The 20,757-nt window shown below is 67.8% G+C and carries 23 protein-coding genes; 14 read left to right on the top strand and 9 right to left on the bottom strand.

The annotated features are described in order from the left end of the window. Positions 1-66 precede the first annotated feature (66 nt). Positions 67-594, top strand: a complete 528-nt coding sequence (locus tag AC0IX4_RS08305; protein ID WP_471828665.1) for a DUF4190 domain-containing protein — start codon at positions 67-69, stop codon at positions 592-594. A 43-nt stretch (positions 595-637) separates the two neighbouring features. Further along, positions 638-904 carry a hypothetical protein gene (locus AC0IX4_RS08310; RefSeq protein WP_042576267.1) on the top strand — a complete coding sequence of 89 codons (267 nt, stop codon included), beginning with the start codon at positions 638-640 and terminating at the stop codon, positions 902-904. Here AC0IX4_RS08310 and AC0IX4_RS08315 read toward each other — a convergent pair. After that, a complete protein-coding gene (locus AC0IX4_RS08315) occupies positions 901-1,386 on the bottom strand; it encodes a ribonuclease H family protein (protein ID WP_471828666.1) in 486 nt (161 codons plus the stop codon). The genes AC0IX4_RS08310 and AC0IX4_RS08315 overlap by 4 nt on opposite strands. Positions 1,387-1,503: 117 nt before the next feature. Between AC0IX4_RS08315 and AC0IX4_RS08320 the strand changes: the two genes are divergently transcribed. The 6 genes from AC0IX4_RS08320 (at position 1,504) to AC0IX4_RS08345 (ending at position 7,042) form a co-directional block, all read left to right on the top strand. Next, positions 1,504-2,526, top strand: a complete 1,023-nt coding sequence (locus AC0IX4_RS08320) for an oxidoreductase (protein ID WP_471828667.1) — start codon at positions 1,504-1,506, stop codon at positions 2,524-2,526. Further along, a complete protein-coding gene (locus AC0IX4_RS08325; protein ID WP_471828668.1) occupies positions 2,474-3,442 on the top strand; it encodes a DNA-3-methyladenine glycosylase family protein in 969 nt (322 codons plus the stop codon). The genes AC0IX4_RS08320 and AC0IX4_RS08325 overlap by 53 nt, the downstream gene beginning before the upstream one ends. Before the next feature lie 294 nt (positions 3,443-3,736). Then, a complete protein-coding gene (locus AC0IX4_RS08330; RefSeq protein WP_471828669.1) occupies positions 3,737-4,252 on the top strand; it encodes a VOC family protein in 516 nt (171 codons plus the stop codon). Between the two features lie 36 nt (positions 4,253-4,288). Then, a complete protein-coding gene (locus AC0IX4_RS08335) occupies positions 4,289-5,236 on the top strand; it encodes an aldo/keto reductase (protein WP_056074395.1) in 948 nt (315 codons plus the stop codon). 10 nt (positions 5,237-5,246) lie between these two features. Further along, on the top strand, positions 5,247-5,723 hold the full coding sequence (locus tag AC0IX4_RS08340; RefSeq protein ID WP_056074104.1) for a DUF309 domain-containing protein: 477 nt from the start codon (positions 5,247-5,249) through the stop codon (positions 5,721-5,723). 62 nt (positions 5,724-5,785) lie between these two features. Continuing rightward, positions 5,786-7,042, top strand: a complete 1,257-nt coding sequence (locus AC0IX4_RS08345) for a multidrug effflux MFS transporter (protein ID WP_056074105.1) — start codon at positions 5,786-5,788, stop codon at positions 7,040-7,042. Here the strand turns inward: AC0IX4_RS08345 and AC0IX4_RS08350 are convergent. The 4 genes from AC0IX4_RS08350 to AC0IX4_RS08365 all read right to left on the bottom strand — a co-directional run bounded on the left by AC0IX4_RS08350 (position 7,028) and on the right by AC0IX4_RS08365 (position 11,481). Then, positions 7,028-7,792: a deoxyribonuclease IV gene (locus tag AC0IX4_RS08350; protein ID WP_471828670.1), complete on the bottom strand. Its 765-nt coding sequence runs from the start codon at positions 7,790-7,792 to the stop codon at positions 7,028-7,030. The genes AC0IX4_RS08345 and AC0IX4_RS08350 overlap by 15 nt on opposite strands. 9 nt (positions 7,793-7,801) lie before the next feature. Continuing rightward, complete coding sequence (locus AC0IX4_RS08355) at positions 7,802-8,143, bottom strand: carboxymuconolactone decarboxylase family protein (RefSeq protein WP_082518481.1); 342 nt, start codon at positions 8,141-8,143, stop codon at positions 7,802-7,804. A gap of 41 nt (positions 8,144-8,184) precedes the next feature. After that, on the bottom strand, positions 8,185-9,153 hold the full coding sequence (locus AC0IX4_RS08360) for an NADPH:quinone oxidoreductase family protein (RefSeq protein WP_471828671.1): 969 nt from the start codon (positions 9,151-9,153) through the stop codon (positions 8,185-8,187). 66 nt (positions 9,154-9,219) lie between these two features. Next, entirely contained in the window at positions 9,220-11,481 is a 2,262-nt protein-coding gene (locus AC0IX4_RS08365; protein WP_471828672.1) for a putative bifunctional diguanylate cyclase/phosphodiesterase, read from the bottom strand. A 186-nt stretch (positions 11,482-11,667) separates the two neighbouring features. Here AC0IX4_RS08365 and AC0IX4_RS08370 point away from each other — a divergent pair, with 186 nt between their 5' ends. Next, complete coding sequence (locus AC0IX4_RS08370; protein ID WP_471828673.1) at positions 11,668-12,351, top strand: TetR/AcrR family transcriptional regulator; 684 nt, start codon at positions 11,668-11,670, stop codon at positions 12,349-12,351. Further along, complete coding sequence (locus tag AC0IX4_RS08375) at positions 12,348-13,553, top strand: acetyl-CoA C-acetyltransferase (protein WP_471828674.1); 1,206 nt, start codon at positions 12,348-12,350, stop codon at positions 13,551-13,553. Before AC0IX4_RS08370 ends, AC0IX4_RS08375 begins: the two co-directional genes overlap by 4 nt. Here AC0IX4_RS08375 and AC0IX4_RS08380 read toward each other — a convergent pair whose 3' ends face one another. Continuing rightward, complete coding sequence (locus AC0IX4_RS08380; RefSeq protein WP_042576278.1) at positions 13,554-14,741, bottom strand: AAA family ATPase; 1,188 nt, start codon at positions 14,739-14,741, stop codon at positions 13,554-13,556. It abuts the gene before it with no gap. 228 nt (positions 14,742-14,969) lie between these two features. Between AC0IX4_RS08380 and AC0IX4_RS08385 the strand changes: the two genes are divergently transcribed. Next, positions 14,970-15,443, top strand: coding sequence for an alpha-isopropylmalate synthase regulatory domain-containing protein (locus tag AC0IX4_RS08385; RefSeq protein WP_471828675.1), 474 nt, complete (start codon positions 14,970-14,972; stop codon positions 15,441-15,443). Position 15,444: 1 nt separating this feature from the next. Here AC0IX4_RS08385 and AC0IX4_RS08390 read toward each other — a convergent pair whose 3' ends face one another. After that, positions 15,445-16,035, bottom strand: coding sequence for an Rv1733c family protein (locus AC0IX4_RS08390; protein ID WP_471828676.1), 591 nt, complete (start codon positions 16,033-16,035; stop codon positions 15,445-15,447). Between the two features lie 209 nt (positions 16,036-16,244). Here AC0IX4_RS08390 and AC0IX4_RS08395 point away from each other — a divergent pair, with 209 nt between their 5' ends. The 3 genes from AC0IX4_RS08395 to AC0IX4_RS08405 are packed head-to-tail and all read left to right on the top strand — an operon-like array spanning position 16,245 to position 19,118. Further along, complete coding sequence (locus AC0IX4_RS08395; protein ID WP_042576281.1) at positions 16,245-17,126, top strand: metal-dependent hydrolase; 882 nt, start codon at positions 16,245-16,247, stop codon at positions 17,124-17,126. Then, a complete protein-coding gene (locus tag AC0IX4_RS08400; protein WP_471828677.1) occupies positions 17,123-18,187 on the top strand; it encodes a PDR/VanB family oxidoreductase in 1,065 nt (354 codons plus the stop codon). The genes AC0IX4_RS08395 and AC0IX4_RS08400 overlap by 4 nt, the downstream gene beginning before the upstream one ends. A gap of 16 nt (positions 18,188-18,203) precedes the next feature. Beyond that, entirely contained in the window at positions 18,204-19,118 is a 915-nt protein-coding gene (locus AC0IX4_RS08405; RefSeq protein WP_471828678.1) for an alpha/beta fold hydrolase, read from the top strand. On the opposite strand, the gene AC0IX4_RS08410 is transcribed toward AC0IX4_RS08405, so the two are convergent. After that, positions 19,100-19,480 carry a YchJ family protein gene (locus AC0IX4_RS08410; protein WP_471828679.1) on the bottom strand — a complete coding sequence of 127 codons (381 nt, stop codon included), beginning with the start codon at positions 19,478-19,480 and terminating at the stop codon, positions 19,100-19,102. The genes AC0IX4_RS08405 and AC0IX4_RS08410 overlap by 19 nt on opposite strands. A 258-nt stretch (positions 19,481-19,738) precedes the next feature. Beyond that, positions 19,739-20,728 (bottom strand): malate dehydrogenase, encoded by a 990-nt coding sequence (locus AC0IX4_RS08415; protein WP_471828680.1) that lies wholly within the window; start codon positions 20,726-20,728, stop codon positions 19,739-19,741. Positions 20,729-20,757: the final 29 nt, after the last annotated feature.

The raw sequence follows: 20,757 nt of genomic DNA on the forward strand, positions 1-20,757 counted from the left end.
GCGCCCGGTCGGTCCCCGCGGGGTTACAGTGCAGCGCATCAGCCACGCTGCACGTCAGGAGGCATCATGAGCGGCCCCGCGTACCCGGGACAACCCGGCCCCGATGATCGGAACTATCCCGGCAATCAGTACGGACAGCAGCCTCAGTACCCCCAGTACGGCCAGGATCCCCAGTACGGCCAACCTGCGTACGGCGGGCCACCGGTCGCTCCGAAGAACGGTCTCGGCATCGCGGCGCTGATCTTCGGCATCCTGTCCATTCTCGCGTTCTGGACGTTCGGCTTCGGCATCCTGCTCGGCATCATCGCTGTGATCCTCGGCGTCATCGGACGTGGCCGGGTCAAGCGGCGGGAAGCCACGAACGGCGGGGTTGCGACCACCGGCATCGTTCTCGGCATCCTGGGAATCATCGGCGGAGCAGTGTTCATCGCGTTGAGTGTCTGGGTGTTCAACGCGGTAGGCGGCCAGGACCTGACATCGTGCCTGACCGATGCAGGCGCGGACCAGGCCCGACAGGAGCAGTGCGCCCGTGACTTCACCGGCAACCTCGAGGAGCAGTTCTCGGTGACCATCACTCCGTTGCCGACGCCGTGATCGCGCAGGGTTGACCGCCGGCTCGACAGGGCATTCCCGACGCATGAGCGATTCTGCAGACACCCCCGTCGACACCGCGTCCATCGATCCACGTGAGGAATCGAAGGGAACGGGAGCCGATACCGCTCAGAGCTCGGGTGAGCGGGACGAGGCGATCCGCGAGTTCGACAACCATGCCGAGGCCGAGCCGGCGCCGACCCTCGATCGCAGTGAGGCCGCCGTGGACGAGGGCAAAGATCTACCCACGCCGAGTCCGCGCGATGTGACCGCCGGCGACAAGGACGACAAGCAGACCTCGCGCCAGGACTAGAACAGCGTGACGGGCTCCTGCGCGCCGACCGGCTCGGACGGCGTCAGGACTCCGTCGCGGATCTCGCGTGCCGCGATTCCCGCCAGTTCGTCCGCCATCTCGTTGAACTGATTCCCGACGTGGCCGCGGACCCAGCGGAATCTCACGGGCCCCTCACGTTCGGTGATCGCCCGATCGATCGCGCGGACCAGTTCGAGGTTGCGGACGGGCGCGCCCGTCGACGTACGCCACCCCTTCCGCTTCCATCCCACGAGCCACTCGGACGCGCACTTGATGGCGTACTGACTGTCGGACTCGATGAGCATCGGCTCCGGCCCGGAATGCGCCTGGACTGCCTCGAACAACGCGCGCAGTTCGGCGATCTGGTTGGTGCCCGACGCTTCACCACCGGAGGCACTGGGGCCGGTGTGGTCGACCCAGGCCCAGCCGATGGCTCCGCCGGGGTTCTTCAGGCACGAACCGTCGGTACTCACGATGATCACCCTCGAGAGAGTACGGGCGGCCACCGACAATCCTGTGGTCCCGCGCCGTACGACGCGGCGGCTCGGCAGGCATAGTCTCGATGTCGGCCGCCACCCGTCGATCGAGGAGTTCCCACCGTGAGCACCCAGCCCGGAAGCCTTTCCACCAGCGACACTTTCCGCGCGCTGGTCGCCCGCGAGTCGGGGGACCGGATCGACGTGGGCTTCGAGACCGTCGACCAGTCGTTCCTCCCGGAGGGTGAGGTGACGATCCGTGTCGAGTACTCCGGCGCGAACTACAAGGACGCCCTGGCCGTCACGCCGAAGGGCGGTGTGGTGCGCGAGTATCCGATCGTTCCCGGTATCGACCTCGCCGGCGTCGTCGTCTCCTCGAGCGACGAGTCGATCGCAGTCGGAGATCGCGTCGTGGCGCACGGCTACGAGATCGGCACCGGCCGTCACGGTGGATACGCCGAGTACGCCCGCGTTCCGGCGGACTGGGTCGTCCCGCTCGCCGACGTACTCTCCACGGCGGACGCGGCCACCATCGGCACCGCCGGATTCACCGCCGCCATGAGCGTGCAGGCGCTGCTGGCTCGCGGACTGACTCCCGAGGACGGTCCCGTGCTGGTCACCGGCGCGAGCGGCGGCGTCGGATCGGTCAGCGTCGACCTGTTGTCGCACCGCGGTTTCGAGGTCGTCGCATCGACGGGCAAGGAGTCCGCTCACGACCTGCTGACGACGCTCGGCGCGTCCTCGATCATCGGCCGGTTGCCGGAGGATCCCGACGCGAAGCCGCGCCCTCTGGGCAAGGCGCAGTGGGCGGCCGCGGTGGATTGTGTCGGAGGCAAGACCCTCGCGCACGTGCTGAGCACGGTGAAGTACGGCGGGGCTGTCGCGGCAAGTGGACTCACCGGCGGTCCGGGATTGTCGACGACGGTGCTCCCGTTCATCCTCCGCGGCGTGGCCCTGCTCGGCATCGACTCGGTGCAGTTGCCCATCGCCGCTCGGCGCACGTTGTGGAGCGAGTTGGCCGACGAGTTCCGCCCGAGCCGTCTCGCGGACGTCACCACGGAGGTCGCTCTCGACGACGTCGAGGCCGTTCTGGATGCCCTGCGCGCCGGTGACAACACCGGTCGCACCCTCGTCCGCGTCCAGTAGTCGGGTCGCGGTGGACATCGTCCTGACCTCGGAGCACCCGCTCAGCGTGCGGTATTCGCTGTCGCCGCACCGACGTGGCGCCGGCGATCCGTCCCACCGCGTGGATACCGACGGGTCGATCTGGCGGACAGCGCGGTTCCCGACGGGACCTGTCACGTACCGCATCCGACAGGCCGGCCGCACCGAGGTGACGTGCGAGGCGTGGGGGCCGGGGGCCGCCGAGTTCCTGGACTCACTCCCGGGCCTGGTCGGACTGGAGGACGACGCCTCCGGATTCGAGCCCGAGCATCGCCTGCTCGCCGAGGCTCACCGGCGCTTCCCGCACCTGCGCATCGGTAGGACCGGCCGGGTCATGGAAGCGCTCGTACCGGCAATCCTGGAGCAGAAGGTGCACGGCATCGCCGCCTTCGCGTCGTGGCGATATCTCCTGTCCACGTTCGGTGAGCCGGCGCCGGGTCCCGCGCCACGCGGCATGCGGGTGCCGCCGCCCTCCGAGGTGTGGCGACGGATCCCGTCGTGGGAATTCCACCGCGCCAACGTCGACCCGAAACGTTCCAAGACCATCGTGCGGAGCGCGCAGTTGGCCGACAAACTCGAACAGATCACGACGATGGGACGCGAGGACGCCGAGCGGCGGCTGCGAGTCGTACCCGGTGTCGGGGCGTGGACTGCGGCCGAGGTGATGCAACGGGCGCTCGGAGACACCGATGCTCTGTCCGTCGGCGACTATCACCTGGCCTCGGTGATCGGGTGGACACTCACCGGCGCTCCCATGGACGACGACGCGATGGTCGAGTACCTGGCGCCGCTTCGTCCGCACCGGTACCGGGCAGTGCGGCTGCTCGAGGTGAGCGGCACGGCCGTGCGGCCCAAGTTCGGCCCCAGGACACAGGTGACCGATCACCGGCTGCATTGAGTCCGGCGGTTGCTGGACGGTGTGTGCACACCGGTACTGGTGAGCGCACACCCTTTCCCGCACGCAGGAGGGGGTGTTCGGTTCATGCAGGCGGTGTGCACACGGCTACAGGACAGTGTCGGGCGCGCCGGCCGCTGGAAGGTGTGTGCACACCGCTGCTGGTGAGCGCACATCCTGTCCCGCACGCAGGAGGGGGTGTTCGGCTCACGCAGGCGGTGTACACACACCTTCCGGAACAACCGGCGTACCCTCTGGGTTGAAGCTTCAAGTCAACCCCGACCCGAAGGACACCCGATGGCCATCACTCGCCTCAACCACGCCGTTCTCTACGTCCGCGATGCCGGGCGCAGCGCCCAGTTCTACGCCGACGTCCTCGGCTTCCGCGTCGTGAACCGGATGGGTGACAGGGCGATCTTCCTGCAGGCACCCGACAGTGCGAACGACCACGACCTCGGCCTGTTCTCCATCGGCGACGCCGCGGGTGCACCCTCGGCCGGACGGTCCACCGTCGGCCTCTACCACCTCGCGTGGGAGGTGCAGACGCTGAACGACCTGGTCGGACTCCGCGACGCACTGGCCGCAGCGGGGGCACTGGTCGGTGCGACCGATCACTCCACGTCGAAGAGCCTGTACGGACAGGACCCCGACGGCATCGAATTCGAGATCGCCTGGCTCGTCCCCGCGGATCGCATCGACGCCGAGGTCATCGACCGTCGCAGCACGCTCGCCGCGCTCGACATCGACGCGGAGGTCGCTCGCTACGGCGCCGACACCCTCGGCGGCATCGGGGTCAGCAGCCCGGCGCGGTGACAGGAATAGCGTCGCGTGGACCGCGTTGCACAGAACATGACGCGTATCGGAACCTCTGACCTTGACGTCTTCCCCCTCGCGCTGGGCGCCAACACCTTCGGGTGGACCAGCGACGAAGCGGCATCACACGAGATCATCGAGGCCTTCCTCGGAGCCGGTGGTTCGCTGATCGACACCGCGGACTCGTATTCGGCCTTCGCTCCCGGCAACTCGGGCGGCGAGTCGGAGACGGTGATCGGGAACTGGTTCACCTCGACGGGTCGGCGCGACGATGTCGTCCTGGCCACCAAGGTGAGCCAGCACCCGCAGTTCAAGGGTCTGGCGGCGAGCACGGTCGCTGCCGCAGCCGACGCGTCGTTGCAGCGTCTGCAGACCGACCGCATCGACCTCTACTACGCGCACTTCGACGACGAGAACACTCCGCTGGAGGAGACGGTTGCCGCGTTCGACGCGTTGGTGAAGGCCGGAAAGGTGCGCTACGTCGGCATCTCGAACTACACGGCCGAGCGCGCACAGCAGTGGATCGACATCGCCCGACGCGAAGGATTCGACGTGCCGGTGGCGCTGCAGCCGCACTACAACCTGGTGCACCGTCGCAGCTACGAGCCCGATCTGATGGACCTCGCTGAGCAGAACCAGCTGGGCGTGTTCCCGTACTTCGCACTGGCCTCGGGATTCCTGACCGGCAAGTACCGCACACGTGAGGACATCGAGGGAACTCCGCGTTCGAGCATCACCTCCGGCTACTTCACCGACGAGGGGCTCGACGTGGTCGGTGCCCTCGCCGACATCGCCGCGGCGCACGACACAGCCGTTCCGACGGTCGCTCTCGCCTGGCTGCTGTCCCGTAACGGCATCGTGGCGCCCATCGCGAGTGCCAGCCGCATCGACCAGCTCGGATCGCTGACCGATGCTCCCGCTCTGTCGTTGACGGCGGACGAGCTCGACCGTCTGACCGCGCTGTCGGACAAGGTCGGCGCGTAGCGTCGGCGGGATGGGACGCGCGGAGGAACGCGAACGCAATCCACAGGGACGGGCTCAGAACGCGCGTCCTCGTGACGGGCTGGGTCGTCCTCTGCCGCGTGGCTCCGAGGGCGTCGAGCGAATTCCCGACGATGTGCAGCTGCCACCCGCGCAGTCCCTTCTCCGTGCGCAGCAGCTGCTCGACGAGGGCAAGCCGTTCCACGCCCACGAGATACTCGAGGGCACGTGGAAGATCTCCGAGCCCCACGAGCGCGAGTTGTGGCAGGGCCTCGCCCAACTCGCGGTGGGTCTCACCCACCTGATGCGTGGGAACGTCGTCGGCGCCGCGTCGTTGCTGACGCAAGGCAGGGACCGCATCGGCACCTACCCGGATGCGCCCCACGACATCGATGTCGCAGGTCTGATGGGGTGGGCGGACTCGCTCTCGGCAGCGCTGGCCCGCGGCGATGTGCCGCGCCCGACAGTCCCGTCTCTGACTCACGGGTAGTTGTTCACCCAGCCGTCACACGCGGCGGGAACACATCGGCGCTCGGCGGTGCTGCACTCCGGGTGACGACGAACCCCACCCTCACGACCGACACCGGCACGGCGGCGCACACCGCCACCGTGCCAGGCCCCTCCACTCTGCGCACGATTCTCGTTCTCGGTGCGCTCGTCGCACTCGGACCGCTGACTATCGACGTCTACCTACCGGCGCTTCCGGCGATCACGACCGACCTCGGCTCGACGGATGCCGCCGTCCAGTTCACGCTGACGGGAACACTCATCGGTCTCGCCGTCGGTCAGTTGGTCATCGGACCGCTCTCCGATTCGCTGGGCCGTCGACGGCCGTTGATCGCCGGCACCGTCGTGCACATCGCGGCGTCTCTGCTGTGCATGATCGCGCCGAACGTCGCGGTCCTCGGGTTCATGCGCGCGCTGCAGGGCTTCGGCGCCGCGGCGGCGATGGTCATCGCCATCGCCATCGTGCGTGACCTCTTCGACGGCAGAGCCGCCGCGACCGTGATGTCGCGGCTCGTCCTCGTCATGGGTGTCGCACCGATCGTCGCCCCCAGCCTGGGCAGCCTGGTTCTGATCCACGGGTCGTGGCGCGGCGTGTTCGCGGGCCTTGCCGTCGCCGGTGTGGCACTGATGCTCGTCGCCATCTTCCTGCTGAAGGAGACCCTGCCGCAGGAACGCCGCCGGCCGCCGGAGTTCGTCCCTGTCCTGCGGACGTACGGCTCGCTGCTCCGTGATCGACGGTTCGTCGTCCTCGTCCTGGTGGCCGGTTTGGGCATGTCGGCACTGTTCGCCTACATCTCCGGCAGCTCGTTCGTCCTGCAGGACGGCTACGGACTGGGCGAGCAGCAGTTCGCTCTCGTGTTCGGCATCGGCGCCGTGGCATTGATCAGCGCGTCGCAGCTCAATGTGCTTGCTCTGCAGCGGTTCAGCCCGCAGCGCATCGTGACGGTCGCCCTCGTCGCGATGGCTCTGTCCGGGGCGTCGCTCATCGCCACGACGACCACCGGCTTCGGCGGGATTGTCGGCTTCATGGTTCCCGTGCTGTTCGTCCTCGCGTCCGCCGGATTCGTCATGCCCAACTCACCGGCACTGGCACTCTCACGCCACGGCGAGGCAGCCGGAACCGCCGCCGCACTTCTCGGCGCCGCACAGTTCGGTATCGGTGCGCTCATCGCGCCGCTGGTCGGCGTCCTGGGTAACGACGGTCCTGCGATGGCTATCGCGATGACCGGTGGCGCCACCATCGCACTGCTCGCGCTGGCGAGCGTCCGGTCCGAGACCGAGTCGGAGTCAGAGAGCGCGTAGGAACGCCACGTCGGCTTTCATTCCGTCGGCGGGCGTCTCGAGCATGATCGGGGCGCCTGCCGCGGACGCCACTGCCGCGAGAAGCTGTGGATCGATCTCGCCGCTCTCGAGGTTCGCGTGCCGGTCTCGCGCGGAGTCGAACTCGTCGCGCGAATTGTTCAGATGGACCAGGTCGATGCGTCCGGTGATGGCCTTGATCCGCTCGACAGCGTCGACCAGGTCCTCACCGCCGGCCCAGGCATGGCACGTGTCCAGGCAGAAACCTGCACCGAACTCACCGACTGCGTCCCACAGACGGGCGATGCCGTCGAAGTGCCTCGCCATCGCGAAGTCGCCTCCGGCGGTGTTCTCGATCCAGATCGGCACCGCGAATCCGCCCGACTCCGCCTGACGCTCAAAGAGCTTGCGCCAGTTGGCAATACCCTCCGCCGGGTCTTCGCCGTCGCGAACATGCCCTCCGTGGACGACCATGCCGAGCGCGCCGATCTCCGCCGCCACGTCGGCCTGCTGCGCGACCGCCTTGCGCGACGGGATGCGGATGCGGTTGTTCAGGCTGGCGACGTTGATAACGTACGAGGAGTGCACGACGACATCGACGTCGCTCGCATGGATGGCCTCGAGGCCCTCGCCGACGACCGGCTTGTTCCACTTCTGCGGGTCGGTCACGAACAGCTGGACCAGATCGACGTCGAGCTCTCCGGCCTCGCCGAGCGGGTTCTCCGAGTCACGTACGTGGGCACCTATGCGCATGGAACGAGCCTACTCGAGCGGGCCGAGCTCCTCGTCCAACACTCGCTGCACCACACGCATGGCCGCCAGCGCGGCGGGAGCACCGCAGTAGCCGCTCGCGTGCACCACCGATTCGACGATCTCCTCGCGCGTGAGGCCGTTGGTCAACGCCCCGCGGATGTGTCCGCCCAGTTCCTGTTCGGCGCGCAGCGCGATCAGCATGCCGATGTTCAGCAGGCTCCTGCTGCGCCGGTCCAGGCCCGGCCGGTTCCACACCGCATCCCACACGTGCTCCGTGACGTGCGTCTGCAACGCCTCCGAATCGGTGCCCGCACTGCCCTCGAGAGCCGCGGAGACGAACGACTCGCCCATGACCTCGCGACGAACCGCCAGGCCGGCCTCGTACGCGTCGCTCACGCGAGCGACACCACGACTTTGCCGGTGGCCGTGCGGTTCTCGAGAGACGCGATGGCGTCGCCCGCATCCTCGAGCGAATAGACCACCGGTTCCGGAGCCGACAGCTCACCCGAGGCGAAAAGGGGTTCGAGCTCGGCCCACTGGGTCGCGGTGTACCCCGGTCGGCTCATCCACCACGCGCCCCAGCCGGCGCCGACGACCTCCACGTTGCTCAGCAGGAGGCGGTTGACCTTGACCGTGGGAATGTCGCCGCCGGTGAAGCCGATGACCACCAATCGGCCGCCCGGTGCGAGAGAGCGGATGCTGTCGGTGAACCTGTCACCGCCCACCGGGTCGATGACGATGTCGACGCCGCGGCCGCCGGTCAACTCCTTGACCGTGTCCTTCCACCCGTCGAGCATCACGACGTCCGATGCTCCGGCAGCGCGGGCGATCTCGGCCTTGCCCTCGCTGCTGACCACCGCGATCACGCGGGACGCACCCAGGGCGGGAGCCAGCCGCAGCGTGGAGGTGCCGATGCCGCCACCGGCGCCGTGGACCAGAACGGTCTCGCCCTGTGCGAGACGACCGCGCTGACGCAAGGCGAAGTGCACCGTCAGATCGTTGAACAGCAGTCCGGCACCTGCCTCGAACGACACCGCGTCGGGAAGCGCGAAGACCAGATCGGGAGTCACCACGGCGACCTCGGCCATACCGCCGCCGAATCCGGTGAGGGCCGCGACGCGATCTCCGGCAGCGAAGCCCGATCCCTCGGGCGCCGACCGCACTGTTCCCGCCACCTCGCTGCCCGGCACGAACGGCAGTTCCGGCTTGTACTGGTAGAGACCGCGACTGAGCAGCGCGTCGGGGAAGGCGACACCGGCGGCTCGCACATCGATCACGACGCCGTCACCTGTCGGTTCGTCGATGTCCACCACGGTCAGGGCTTCGGGGCCCTGAAGAGTGCTTACCTGAACTGCGCGCACGAGCGGTCCTTTCGTCGGGTCGACGACCCCACGTTACAAAGGGTCCCCACGGCGGTGCGGCACGGGTCACACTCCGCTGATGGCCGCGCTGGTCGAGATGTTCACGGAACGCACGGTGGCCAGGACCTGGTCGGCTCGGACGGGACGGGCGATGTGGAAACCCTGCACCGCGTCGCACCCCAGCCCGTGCAGGACGCCGAGTGTGCGCGCGTCCTCCACACCCTCCGCCACGATGTGCAGTCCCATACTGTGCGCGAGGTCGATGGTGGAACGGACGATGGCCAGATTCGCCGAGTCGGTGAAGATCGAGGTGACGAACGACCGGTCCATCTTCAGTTGCTGGACCGGAAGAGACGCGAGATAGGCGAGGGAACTGTAGCCGGTGCCGAAGTCGTCGATCGAGATCGAAACCCCCAGTGAGCGAAGAGCTTCCAGGGTGTCGATGGAGCGTTCCGGATCCATCATCGCCGAGGTCTCCGTCACCTCGAACACCACCGCCGAACCCGGCAGGAGGTGTCGGTCGAGCGAGGTCTGCACCTGGTTCGCCAACGACGCGTCCACCAGGTCACGCACGGAGAGATTGATCGCGACGTCGACGTCGAGGCCCGCCAACCGCCACTGGCGGCATGCCGCCATGGAGGTGTCCAACACGAACGCGGTCACCGCCGGAAGCATGCCGGTCTGCTCCGCGCTGGCCAGGAAGGCTGCGGGTAGGAGCAAGCCTTCCGTCGGATGACGCCACCGCAGAAGAGCTTCCAGACCCGAAACCCGTCCGGTCCGCAGGTCCAGACGGGGCTGGAACCAGACTTCGAGTTCGCCCGTCGCGATGGCGTCCTCGAGTTCGCCCATGCGCCGGAGCTGGTCCACCCGGTCGACGTCCATCGTGCGGTCCCACACAGCGAGTCTCGGTTGCCGCGTCTTGGCCGCGACGACGGCGGCGTACGCGCGCTGAACCAGCTCCTCCGCCCCCACGCTGGGCCGATCGGCGGACAGCGCCACTCCCACGGAGCACTCGAGGGTGAGCTTGATGTCGCGGACAGTCATGGGTGCACCCACCGCGCGCTGCGCGGCCATCGCAGTCGCCACGGCGTCGTGTCGGTCGGAGGGGCCGGGGAGGACGACCGCGAACTCGTCGCCGCCGAGTCGTGCGACCAGTGCGTCCGGGCCGACGACCGACGTCAGACGGTGTCCGATCTCGGCGAGAACCTGGTCACCGACGGTGTAGCCGAAGGTCTGGTTGATGTCGGAGAACCGGTTGAGGTCGATCAACACCAGGGCCACGCCGTCACGACCGGTGGGCCCGAGGATTTCCCCGAGTCGGCGGCCCAGAAGTGCACGGTTGGCCAGCCCGGTGACCATGTCGGTGTCCGCCGCACGCCGCAGCGCGGCCGACTGACGTTGGAGCAGAGCCAGGAACGACCACATCCGGAGGGCACCCAGGGCCACGATGACGGACGCCGCGACGACCAGGACGGGTCCCCACTGCGTCACGGGCACACCGCGAGCGAGTTGCACACTCATCGCGATCGGCGTCATCGCGACCGCGGTCGTCAGGATCACCAGGCGTGTCATGCCGGTTCGCGCTCTGCTGATCGTGCTCACCCGCGGACGTTCGTCCTTCCGCAACGCGGCGACTCCGAACAGCAGGTACGACGCCAGCCAGCAGATGTTGAGGACCCGCGTCGTGATCACGCCGTCCGCCTCGAGCACGTACGACGCGTAGTCCGCGATCACCATCAGCGCCATCGCCGAGCCGAGCAACCAGTGCGTGGGGGAGCCGGCGCGACGGTGCAGGACCACGAACACGACCAGTACGAGCAGGAACACGTCGAATTCGGTGTAGAAGATCCCGAGCCAGATCGACGCGTCCGGATCCTTGTTTCCCGACGCGAACACCCACGACGCCAGACCGACGCCCGCGGTCATGATCGCCGCTTCGAGGATGTCGGGGAATCCGAGCATCGGTGTGCCTTCGCTTCGCACGGACACGAGAGCGAACCCGATCAGGAGGTACCCGGCAACGTAGGCGATGTCCGCGGGAGACGGAGTGGTCACGCCCGAGGTGTTCTCGGCGATGCCGTAGTAGATATCACCCGCGACCCACAAGCCGAGTGCGACGACCATGAGCCACCACGAGTGCGCGCTGACCTTGCGGCCCGACAGGATCCCCACGGGAACGGCCGCGACGACGGCGACCGCGATCACGCAGTACACAGCGCTGGCGAGGATCCCGACGGGAAGAAACGCATAGACCGCGATGGCCGTGGACCCCAGCGCGAGAAATGCGGAGGGCGCGATGGATCTGGACGGCGAGGACACCGAGTTCATGTTCCCTCTCTCGTGACCCCGAGTACACAGTCGAAAACCAGCGCGAATACACGTTCAATGTACTGCCAACCGGGCGCGCGCCACGGCCGATCGTCAGGATAGCGTCGACTCCCCTCTGCAAGTGAATCCCGACTAACCGAGTGCGGTAAACTGCGTGCTCAGCCGACGCGGAAGGGGAGCGAGACGATGGTGTCCCAGCGCCGCACCGCGGACGGTCCGACCGCGTCCACCGAGCGATCCCGCATGAAGGCCGAGCGCCGGACCAACCTCGTCGACGCCGCCGCCGTCCTGGTCGCCGAGCGCGGCTACCACGGCCTTCGCCTCGAGGACCTCGGAGCTGCCGTCGGAATCAGCGGGCCGGCCGTCTATCGACACTTCCCCAACAAGGAAGCCGTCCTCGTCGAACTGCTCGTCGGGATCTCCGAGTACCTGCATTCGGGTGGAGCCGCGGTCGTCGCTGCAGGAACACCGTCGTCCCTCGAGACGTTGGAAGCACTGGTCGACTTCCACCTCGACTTCGCGCTCACCTCACCCCGACTCATCGAGATCCAGTTCCGTGACCTCGCCAATCTCCCTGCGGACGCGCAGCGGACGGTGCGGTCACTACAGCGTCGCTACATAGAGATCTGGGTGCGGACGCTGCGGGAGATCGACCCGGACCGCACCGAGGACGACGCACGGGTGCAGGCCCACGCCGCGTTCGGATTGCTCAACTCGACACCGCAGTCCGTGGGACGTGTGTCGATCACCCTCCTGCGGCGTCGACTGTCGAGGATGGTCCTGCGTGCCCTGGAGATCGACGACCTGCCCGTCACGACAACCCCGCCCGTCACGAGAAGCCAGTTCACCAGCAGTGAGGAATCAGCATGACCGCATCATCACGCCCCACATCCGTCATCGTGGCGGGCGCACGCACCCCCGTCGGCCGCCTCCTGGGGTCGCTGTCGACCCTCTCCGGCTCCGACCTCGGCGGCGTCGCCATCGCCGGCGCGCTGGAGAAGGCCGGAATCACCGGCGACCAGGTCCAGTACGTCATCATGGGCCAGGTCCTCACCGCCGGCGCAGGTCAGATCCCCGCACGTCAGGCGGCTCATGCCGGTGGCATCCCGCTCAGCGTTCCCGCCCTGAGCATCAACAAGGTGTGCCTGTCGGGTGTCGATGCCATCGCCCTCGCCGACCAGCTCATCCGCGCCGGGGAATTCGACATCGTCGTCGCCGGCGGGCAGGAGTCGATGTCCCTCGCCCCGCACATGCTCGAGAAGAGCCGCAGCGGATTCAAGTACGGCGACGTCACCATGAAGGACCACATGGCCTACGACGGCCTGTACGACATCTTCACCGATCAGGCCATGGGCGCCCTGACCGAGGACCGCAACGCCGACACGCAGTTCGTCACCCGCGAGGAGCAGGACTCCTTCGCCGCAGCGTCGCACCAGCGTGCCGCGCAGGCATGGAAGAACGGCGTCTTCGACGACGAGGTCGTTCCCGTCAGCATCCCGCAGCGCAAGGGCGACCCCGTCGTCGTCACCAGCGACGAGGGCATCCGCGCGGACACCACCGCCGAGAGCCTGTCCAAGCTCCGCCCGTCCTTCGACAAGAACGGCACCATCACCGCCGGCTCCGCCTCGCAGATCTCCGACGGCGCCGCAGCAGTGGTCGTGATGAGCCGCACCAAGGCCGAGGAGCTCGGTCTGACCTGGCTGGCCGAGATCGGTGCTCACGGCGTCGTCGCCGGACCCGACTCGTCGCTGCAGTCCCAGCCCGCCAACGCCATCACCGCAGCGTGCGCCAAGGAAGGCATCGCCCCCACCGACCTCGACCTCGTCGAGATCAACGAGGCCTTCGCCGCGGTCGGCATCGTCTCCACCCGTGAACTGGGCATCGACGCCGACAAGGTCAACGTCAACGGCGGCGCCATCGCGATCGGTCACCCCCTCGGCGCGTCGGGCGCCCGCATCGCCCTGCACCTCGCCCTCGAGCTGAAGCGACGCGGCGGCGGAACCGGAGCCGCAGCCCTGTGCGGCGGCGGCGGTCAGGGCGACGCCCTGATCCTGCGGGTTCCGTCCGCCTGATCAGTCCGTCTGCGCGCGGAGGTAGCGGCCGAAGTGCGGGACGGTGAACCCGATGGACCCGCGCTCGGCGGAGTAGATCAAGCCCTTCTTGATCAACCCGTCGCGCGCGGGTGACAGCGAGGCAGGCTTACGGCCCAGCTCCACCGCGATCTTCGCGGTGGAGACGGGACCGTCGTCGCCCGACAGGTCCGCCATCGCGCGCATGTACTCGCGTTCCGCGGGAGTTGCCCTTTCGTAACGGGATCCGAAGAATCCGACGGCCAATTCGTCCTCCGCGGTCGGTGCCGCCACGCGGACGTCGTCGACAGTGATGGGGCTGTCCGCCGCGTGATCCCAGGTCGCCTTGCCGTACGCCTGCACGAAGTACGGGTATCCGTCAGCGGCCTCGTACAACGCATCCAGTGCCTCGGTCGTGTACTCGACGTCCTCACGTTCCGCAGGAGCGATCAAGGCGCGATCGGCCGAGAGGCGATCCAACCGATCGATGCGGTGGTAGCTGAACAGCCGCTCCGAGTAGCTTTTCGACGCCGACAGCACCGCGGGGAGGTGCGGCAGCCCGGCCCCGACGACGATCAGCGGCGCGGCATCCTGACTGAGTTCGTGGCAGGCACCGCAGATGGCCGAGATGTCCTCGGTCGCCAGGTCCTGCATCTCGTCGATGAAGATGGCGATGCCCACACCGACATCGCGGGCGAGAGATGCTGCGTCCATCAACAATTCGACCAGATCGATCTCGATGTCGCCCGTGTCCGCGCGGCCCTTGAGCGCCGGGGCATCGATCCCCGGCTGCCACTTGTCCCGCATCCCCTTGTCGGCAGATGCGCGCAACGCGAACGATTTGAGGACGCCGAGGAACTGATCTACTCGCTCGGGATCACGATGCGCCACAGCGATTTCCCGTACTGCCATGTGCAACGCGGACGACAGGGGACGGCGCAGGTCCTGATCGGGTCGAGCCTCGATCTTCCCGGTACCCCACTTGCGGGAGATGGCGGCCGACCGCAGATGGTTGAGCAACACTGTCTTGCCGACGCCGCGTAGACCGGTGAGCACGACGCTGCGTTCGGGGCGACCGCGAGCGATGCGCTCGAGCACCACATCGAAGGCGTCGAGTTGCTTCGACCGCCCCGCGAGCTCGGGTGGCCGCTGACCGGCGCCGGGTGCGTACGGATTGCGAACGGGATCCATAACGGGACGGTAGCAACGATCGTAGCCATCTCTGCGACTCTCTAGCGCGTGTTCTAGAACCGAGCAGAAAGATATGTCTTGCCTGTGACCTCGACGAACGGTTAACCTGGAGCCATGTCGCGCATTCTCGTAGTTCGCCGCCGCAGCGGGGTCTGATCTCGGACCGACCCCCCGCTGCGGGTCGTCGGGTTGCGTGTCGGTCCTTCCTCTTCTCGGAAAGACCTCGCTATGAGTACCAGCGCACATTCCTTCACGCCGGATTTCTTCTCGCACAATTCGGCTGCCATTCATGCCTCCTCACCCCTGCCGCACGGTTTGCGCGCGGAAGCTGACGGCATGTTCTTCGCAGAGTTCGCCCGCACGTATTCGCCGACTGCAGGTCCGATCCGGCTGGGTTCCGCGGAGTGCGCGCCGAAGGGCGCGGGCCGGTTCGAATTCACGGCCACTCTCGCCGTCGGCGATACGATCCGTAGCTCGTCGGTGACCTGCCACGGCCCCGCCGAAGCATTCACGTCGATGCTCTACGACGCCGGGGTGAACCTCGAGATCCTGTCGTTCCACCAGCAGATCACCGAGACGGGAATCGTCACGTTCATTCGCGGACAGCAGGATTCACGCATCGCGTGGGCGATGGGCACCGGATCGAATGCGACCGAGGCGACCGCGAAGGCCCTGGTGGCCGCGGCCAACCGCACCGCCTGAGTCAGGAGAGCAGTCGCGCGAGTGCGTCGTCCCAGTCGCGCTCGCGCGTCCGGTCGTAGATGCGCACGAGGGCTGAGCGAGTGACGACCAGGGCCAGCGCGATCAGGCCGATGAGGGCTCCCGCGCCGAAGACGCTGACCACGGCGACGTCGACACCGGTCGGCGGCGGCGATGTCCGACGGCCCTGGTCGTCGACGGTGATCGGCAGGGTCGTCCCTGCCGGGCTGTGGGCCGCAACCGGGACGGACCCGACGTGCTTCGTACCGTCGAGGGTCCACGTCGCGGGAGTGAGCACCGTCGGTTCGACGGGGGAGAACTGATCGGACGCCACCACGCCGGCAGGCGCCTCGATGGTCGTCGACGCCTGGACCGTCGAGGTACGGGCGGCCAGTTCCAGGGCGGACGACTGCTGCGAGTGGAATAGAGTCACGCCGACGACGACGGCGAACGGCACGGACATCAGGAACAGCGTCACCAGGATCCGGTGCATGCGCGCCTCGGCTCGGTCGACGGGACGCATCAGCGGATGCCGAGAATCGAGCGGTCGTCCGGACGCATCCGTCCGACGTGCAGTTCTCTTGTTGTCCGCCATGTGGATGTCCTGACTGAGTGTCGCGCCGCGAGCGGCGTCCGAGGTTCCGACCTCTACCGAGGGTCCCGTCCCGTCGACGTCCTCGCAAGGTAGTTCGTTTCACATCACATGTGTTCCCGGTTACCCGAGGTGCTTTACCGTTACCGTCTGTCATAGTAATCTGTGTAAGCCGGACCACAGCCGGTGATCATGCATCGAAAGGACCTGCCATGACGGCCGACGCCGACAACTTGGTGCTGCAGGCACGCGACGTCCATTTCGACTGGGACGACCTCCCGATGCATTGGATCCCCGACGAGCCGTTCTCCACACATGCGCTCAACGTTCTGCATCTGCTGCTGCCCGCCGGCGAGGAATGGTTCGTCGAGACGTTCCGTCAGGCACTGCCCTTCATCGAGGACGAGAAGCTCCGCGACGACGTGATCGGCTTCATCGGCCAGGAAGCGATGCACTCGTCCGCCCACTCCGGCGTTCTCGAGCACCTCCAGCGCAGCGGCCTCGACCCCACGCCGTTCACCGACCAGATGAACTGGGTCTTCGGCAAGGTTCTCGGTCCGCGGCCCGTCACCAGCAGCCGCGAGAAGAACTACCTGGTCGAACGCCTGGCCATCATTGCCGCCATCGAGCACATCACTGCCTTCCTGGGCGACTGGGTGCTCAATGCCGAGGGACTGGACCGCGCCGGCATCCACCCGACCATGCTCGACCTGCTGCGCTGGCACGGGTCGGAGGAAGTCGAGCACCGGTCCGTCGCCTACGAGACGATGCGCTACTTCGATCGGCGTGAAGTCCGCCGGCTGCGGACGCAGGCCCTCGCCGCACCGCTGCTGGTCTACCTGTGGATCCGCGGCACCCGATTCCTGATGCAGAACGACCCGACCCTGGCCGATGCACCCGCGTCGCATCGCCGACCCACGCCACTGGCATGGCGTCGTGCCGCCAAGAAGGGCACGGTGCCGGGGCCCATCGATCTCGGCCTGCGGCTCTCCCGCTACTTCCGACGCAGTTACCACCCCAGCCAGGAAGGCTCGACCGCTCAGGCCGTCGCGTACCTGGCTTCGTCGCCCGCCGCGCGGGCCGCGTCGCGATGATCGACGCGCCTCGCGACCTCCGTGGCCGCCCACGCTCGGACCGGGCTCTCGGTCTCATCGGGCTCGTGGTCGGCAACTACCTCGGCGCCCTGTCGCGGATGCCGTACGACTCCCGTGTCGCACTCCGCCCGCCGGACACCGCGGCGACTCTCATCGTCGATGCGGCCGTACCGATCACCGCCGACGGTGACGTCGTGCAGATCGACCTCGTCGACGCCGGCGGCTCCCCGCTGCCTCGGTGGCAGCCGGGGTGCCACATCGACATCCACCTCGACGGCGACGCGAACGGACCGCTCCGACGGCAGTACTCGCTGTGCGGCGACCCCGAGGACACCTCGCGCTACCGGATCGCGGTGCGCCACATCGGGACCGTCTCCGCTCGGATGCATGCACTGCGCGTCGGCGACACCGTGACCGTGCGCGGTCCACGCAACGCATTCCTGTTCGCCGGGGAACCCGCCGTCCACTTCGTCGCCGGCGGCATCGGCATCACCCCGATCCTTCCGATGGTCCGCGCCGCGCGCGATGCCGGCCTCGACTGGACCTTCGTCTACTGCGGCCGCTCCCGGGACAGCATGCCGTTCCTGGAGGAGATCGAAAGCTGGGGCTCCTCGCGCGTTCGCATCCTCGACGACGGAATCCCGACCGCTGCAGACCTTCTGGGCGCCGCGCCGGCGAACTCGGCCGTGTACTGCTGCGGCCCGACACCCATGCTGAACTCGGTGCGGACCTCGTTCGCCGACTGCGGGGCGTCCGCCCTGCACTTCGAACGGTTCGGAGCACCCCCCGTCGTGGGTGGAACCCCGTTCACCGTCACCCTCGCACGCAGTGGGCGCACCCTCGAAGTACCCGCGGACCGGTCGGCGCTGTCCGTCATCGTCGACCAGGATCCGACCGTCGCCTACTCGTGCCGCCAAGGATTCTGCGGTACCTGCAAAGTGCGCGTCCTGGCCGGCGAACCCGACCACCGCGAGACCCGACTCGATCCCGCCGAACAGCGAGAGCACATGCTGCCGTGCGTCTCTCGTGCATACTCCGACACGTTGACCCTCGACCTCTGAGAGAAGAGAATCCGCGATGACCGTTACCGACGTACGTTCGACCGTCTCGAACGGCGACGTGGACCTCGCGGTCTACACCTCGGGCACCGCCGACGGGCCGACGATCGTCCTGGTGCACGGGTGGCCCGACAGCCACACACTCTGGAATCACGTCGCGGCTCTGCTGGCCGACCGCTACCGCGTCGTCACCTACGACTCGCGCGGTGCAGGTGACTCCACCGTTCCGGCCCGCACCCGGGACTACAGCCTGGCGCACATGGCCTCGGACCTCCGCGCGGTCATCGACGCGGTGAGTCCCGATGCGCCGGTGCACATCCTGGGTCACGACTGGGGCGCCGTCGAGGCGTGGGAACTGGTCGCCGAAGCCGATGCACCGCTCCGCATCGCGTCGTACACGTCGGTGTCCGGCCCCAACCTCGACCATCTCGCGCTCTGGGCCCGATCACGGCTGCGCCGCCCGACCCCCCGCAATCTGGCGCAGGTGTTCGCGCAGACGCGCGCGTCCTGGTACACCGTCACCTTCCACATCCCGCCGCTCGCTCGCCTGCGGATGTACCGAATGAAGCGCAAGGGCTGGACCCAGTTCATCGGAGAGTTCTCCGACGTTCCCGCCTCGATGGTCCACGAGTCACCGACACTGCTGGACGACGCATGGAACGGCCTGCGCATCTATCGGGCGAACCTGCTGCCTCGCTTCCGAAAGCCGCGTCGCCGCTACGTCACCCTCCCAGTGCACCTGATCGTGAACACGCGGGACGCTGCCGTGCGCCCGTTCCATTACGACGACACCGAGCGGTGGGTCGCGGAGCTCTCGCGCACGGATCTGGATGCAGGACACTGGTCTCCGCTGTCGCACCCCTGGGACATCGCTCGGATCACCGCCGACTTCGTCGACCGCATCGAAGCGTCGCGTCACACCGCGTCGACGTAGACCCAGGCTCCGTCGACGCGGGAGAACGTGCTGTTCTCCCGTTGCGAACCCGGCCGGCGCGCACCGGCGTCGCGGAAGTGTGCGACGAAGTCGACGGTGCCGGTGGTGTGAAGCATCCCGCCGCCCGTCGTGCCCAGGATCTCGAGGCCCGTCCATTCGCGGCGGTCATCGAGGTCCAAGGACGACGGTCGGGTGTCCGGATGCCATGTGCGCAGCAGGTAGTCGGCGTCGAGCACGGTGAACGCCGTGTACCGCGAGCGCATCAGACGCTCGGCGGTCGGCGCGCCGACCCGGCCGTCGAGCATGGGTCCGCAGCACTCGGACATCGGCAGCGGAGTGCCGCACGGGCAGGTGTCGGGCATGGCTGTGAAGCCTACGGTCCCCGCAGCGGATCGAGATGCGCCGCCGTGCACGTAGACGCACCCGATCACGCAGATTTCTGCCGGATGGCAGAACATCCACTCAAAATGTGGCGAAACGTGCGTCGCTCGCCTGCAACGACGGTCGAGCGTTCGACATCAGGTTCTGCACTGATCTACCACTATCGCTAGATACTCGAATATCGTCCTGTGCACGCAGTGTTCCGGAATATCGCGCGGTCAGCCCCGCCGAACCCTGCGTCAGTTCGGCAGCATCCCGAGTTTCGTGACGGCGTCGCGCTCGGCCTGCAGTTCCGCGACGGACGCGTCGATACGCCGCCGGGAGAACTCGCCGATCTCGAGACCCTCCACGATCTGCCAGGCACCGCCGGAGGACCGCACGGGGAACGAGGACACCAGTCCCTCGGGCACGCCGTATGCGCCCGTCGACGGGAGCGCGACGGACGTCCAGTCGTCGGCGGGAGTGCCCAGGACCCAGTCGCGCACATGATCGATGGTGGCGTTCGCCGCGGAGGCAGCGGACGACGCACCACGCGCCTCGATGATCGCGGTGCCTCGGCGAGCCACCGTCGGCACGAAGACGTTCTCGAGCCAGGTGGTGTCCGCGGCGAACTCGGCGCCCGACCGGTCCCCGACCCGCGCGTGGAAGATGTCCGGGTACTGCGTGGCAGAGTGATTTCCCCAGATGCTGACCCGCGAGATTTCGCCCACCGGGACGTCCGCACGAGCGGACAGTTGCGCGACGGCGCGGTTGTGGTCGAGCCGGGTCAGCGCGGTGAACCGATCCGCGGGGATGCTGGGTGCGTGCGCCGCGGCGATGGCCGCGTTGGTATTGGCAGGATTGCCCACGACCACCACCCGGATGTCGGACGCGGCGCCCGCCTCGAGAGCCGCGCCCTGCGGCCCGAAGATCGACCCGTTGGCCTCGAGCAGGTCGGCGCGTTCCATCCCCACGGTACGAGGACGGGCGCCGATCAACAGCGCGACGTTCGTTCCGTCGAAAGCGTCGACCGGGTCGTCGTGGATCTCGACCGACCGAAGCAGAGGGAACGCGCTGTCGTGCAACTCCATCGCCGTGCCCTCGGCTGCTCGCAGTGCCGGCGGGATTTCGAGAAGCCGCAGCGTGACGGACGTGTCCGGACCGAGCATGGCACCCGATGCGATGCGGAACAGTGCCGCGTAGCCGATGCTGCCGGCCGCGCCCGTGACGGTGACGATGCTGTGCGTCATGTGAACTCCTTCGTTCCCTCCGACCGTAG

Source organism: Rhodococcus sp. AC861 (assembly GCF_979256035.1).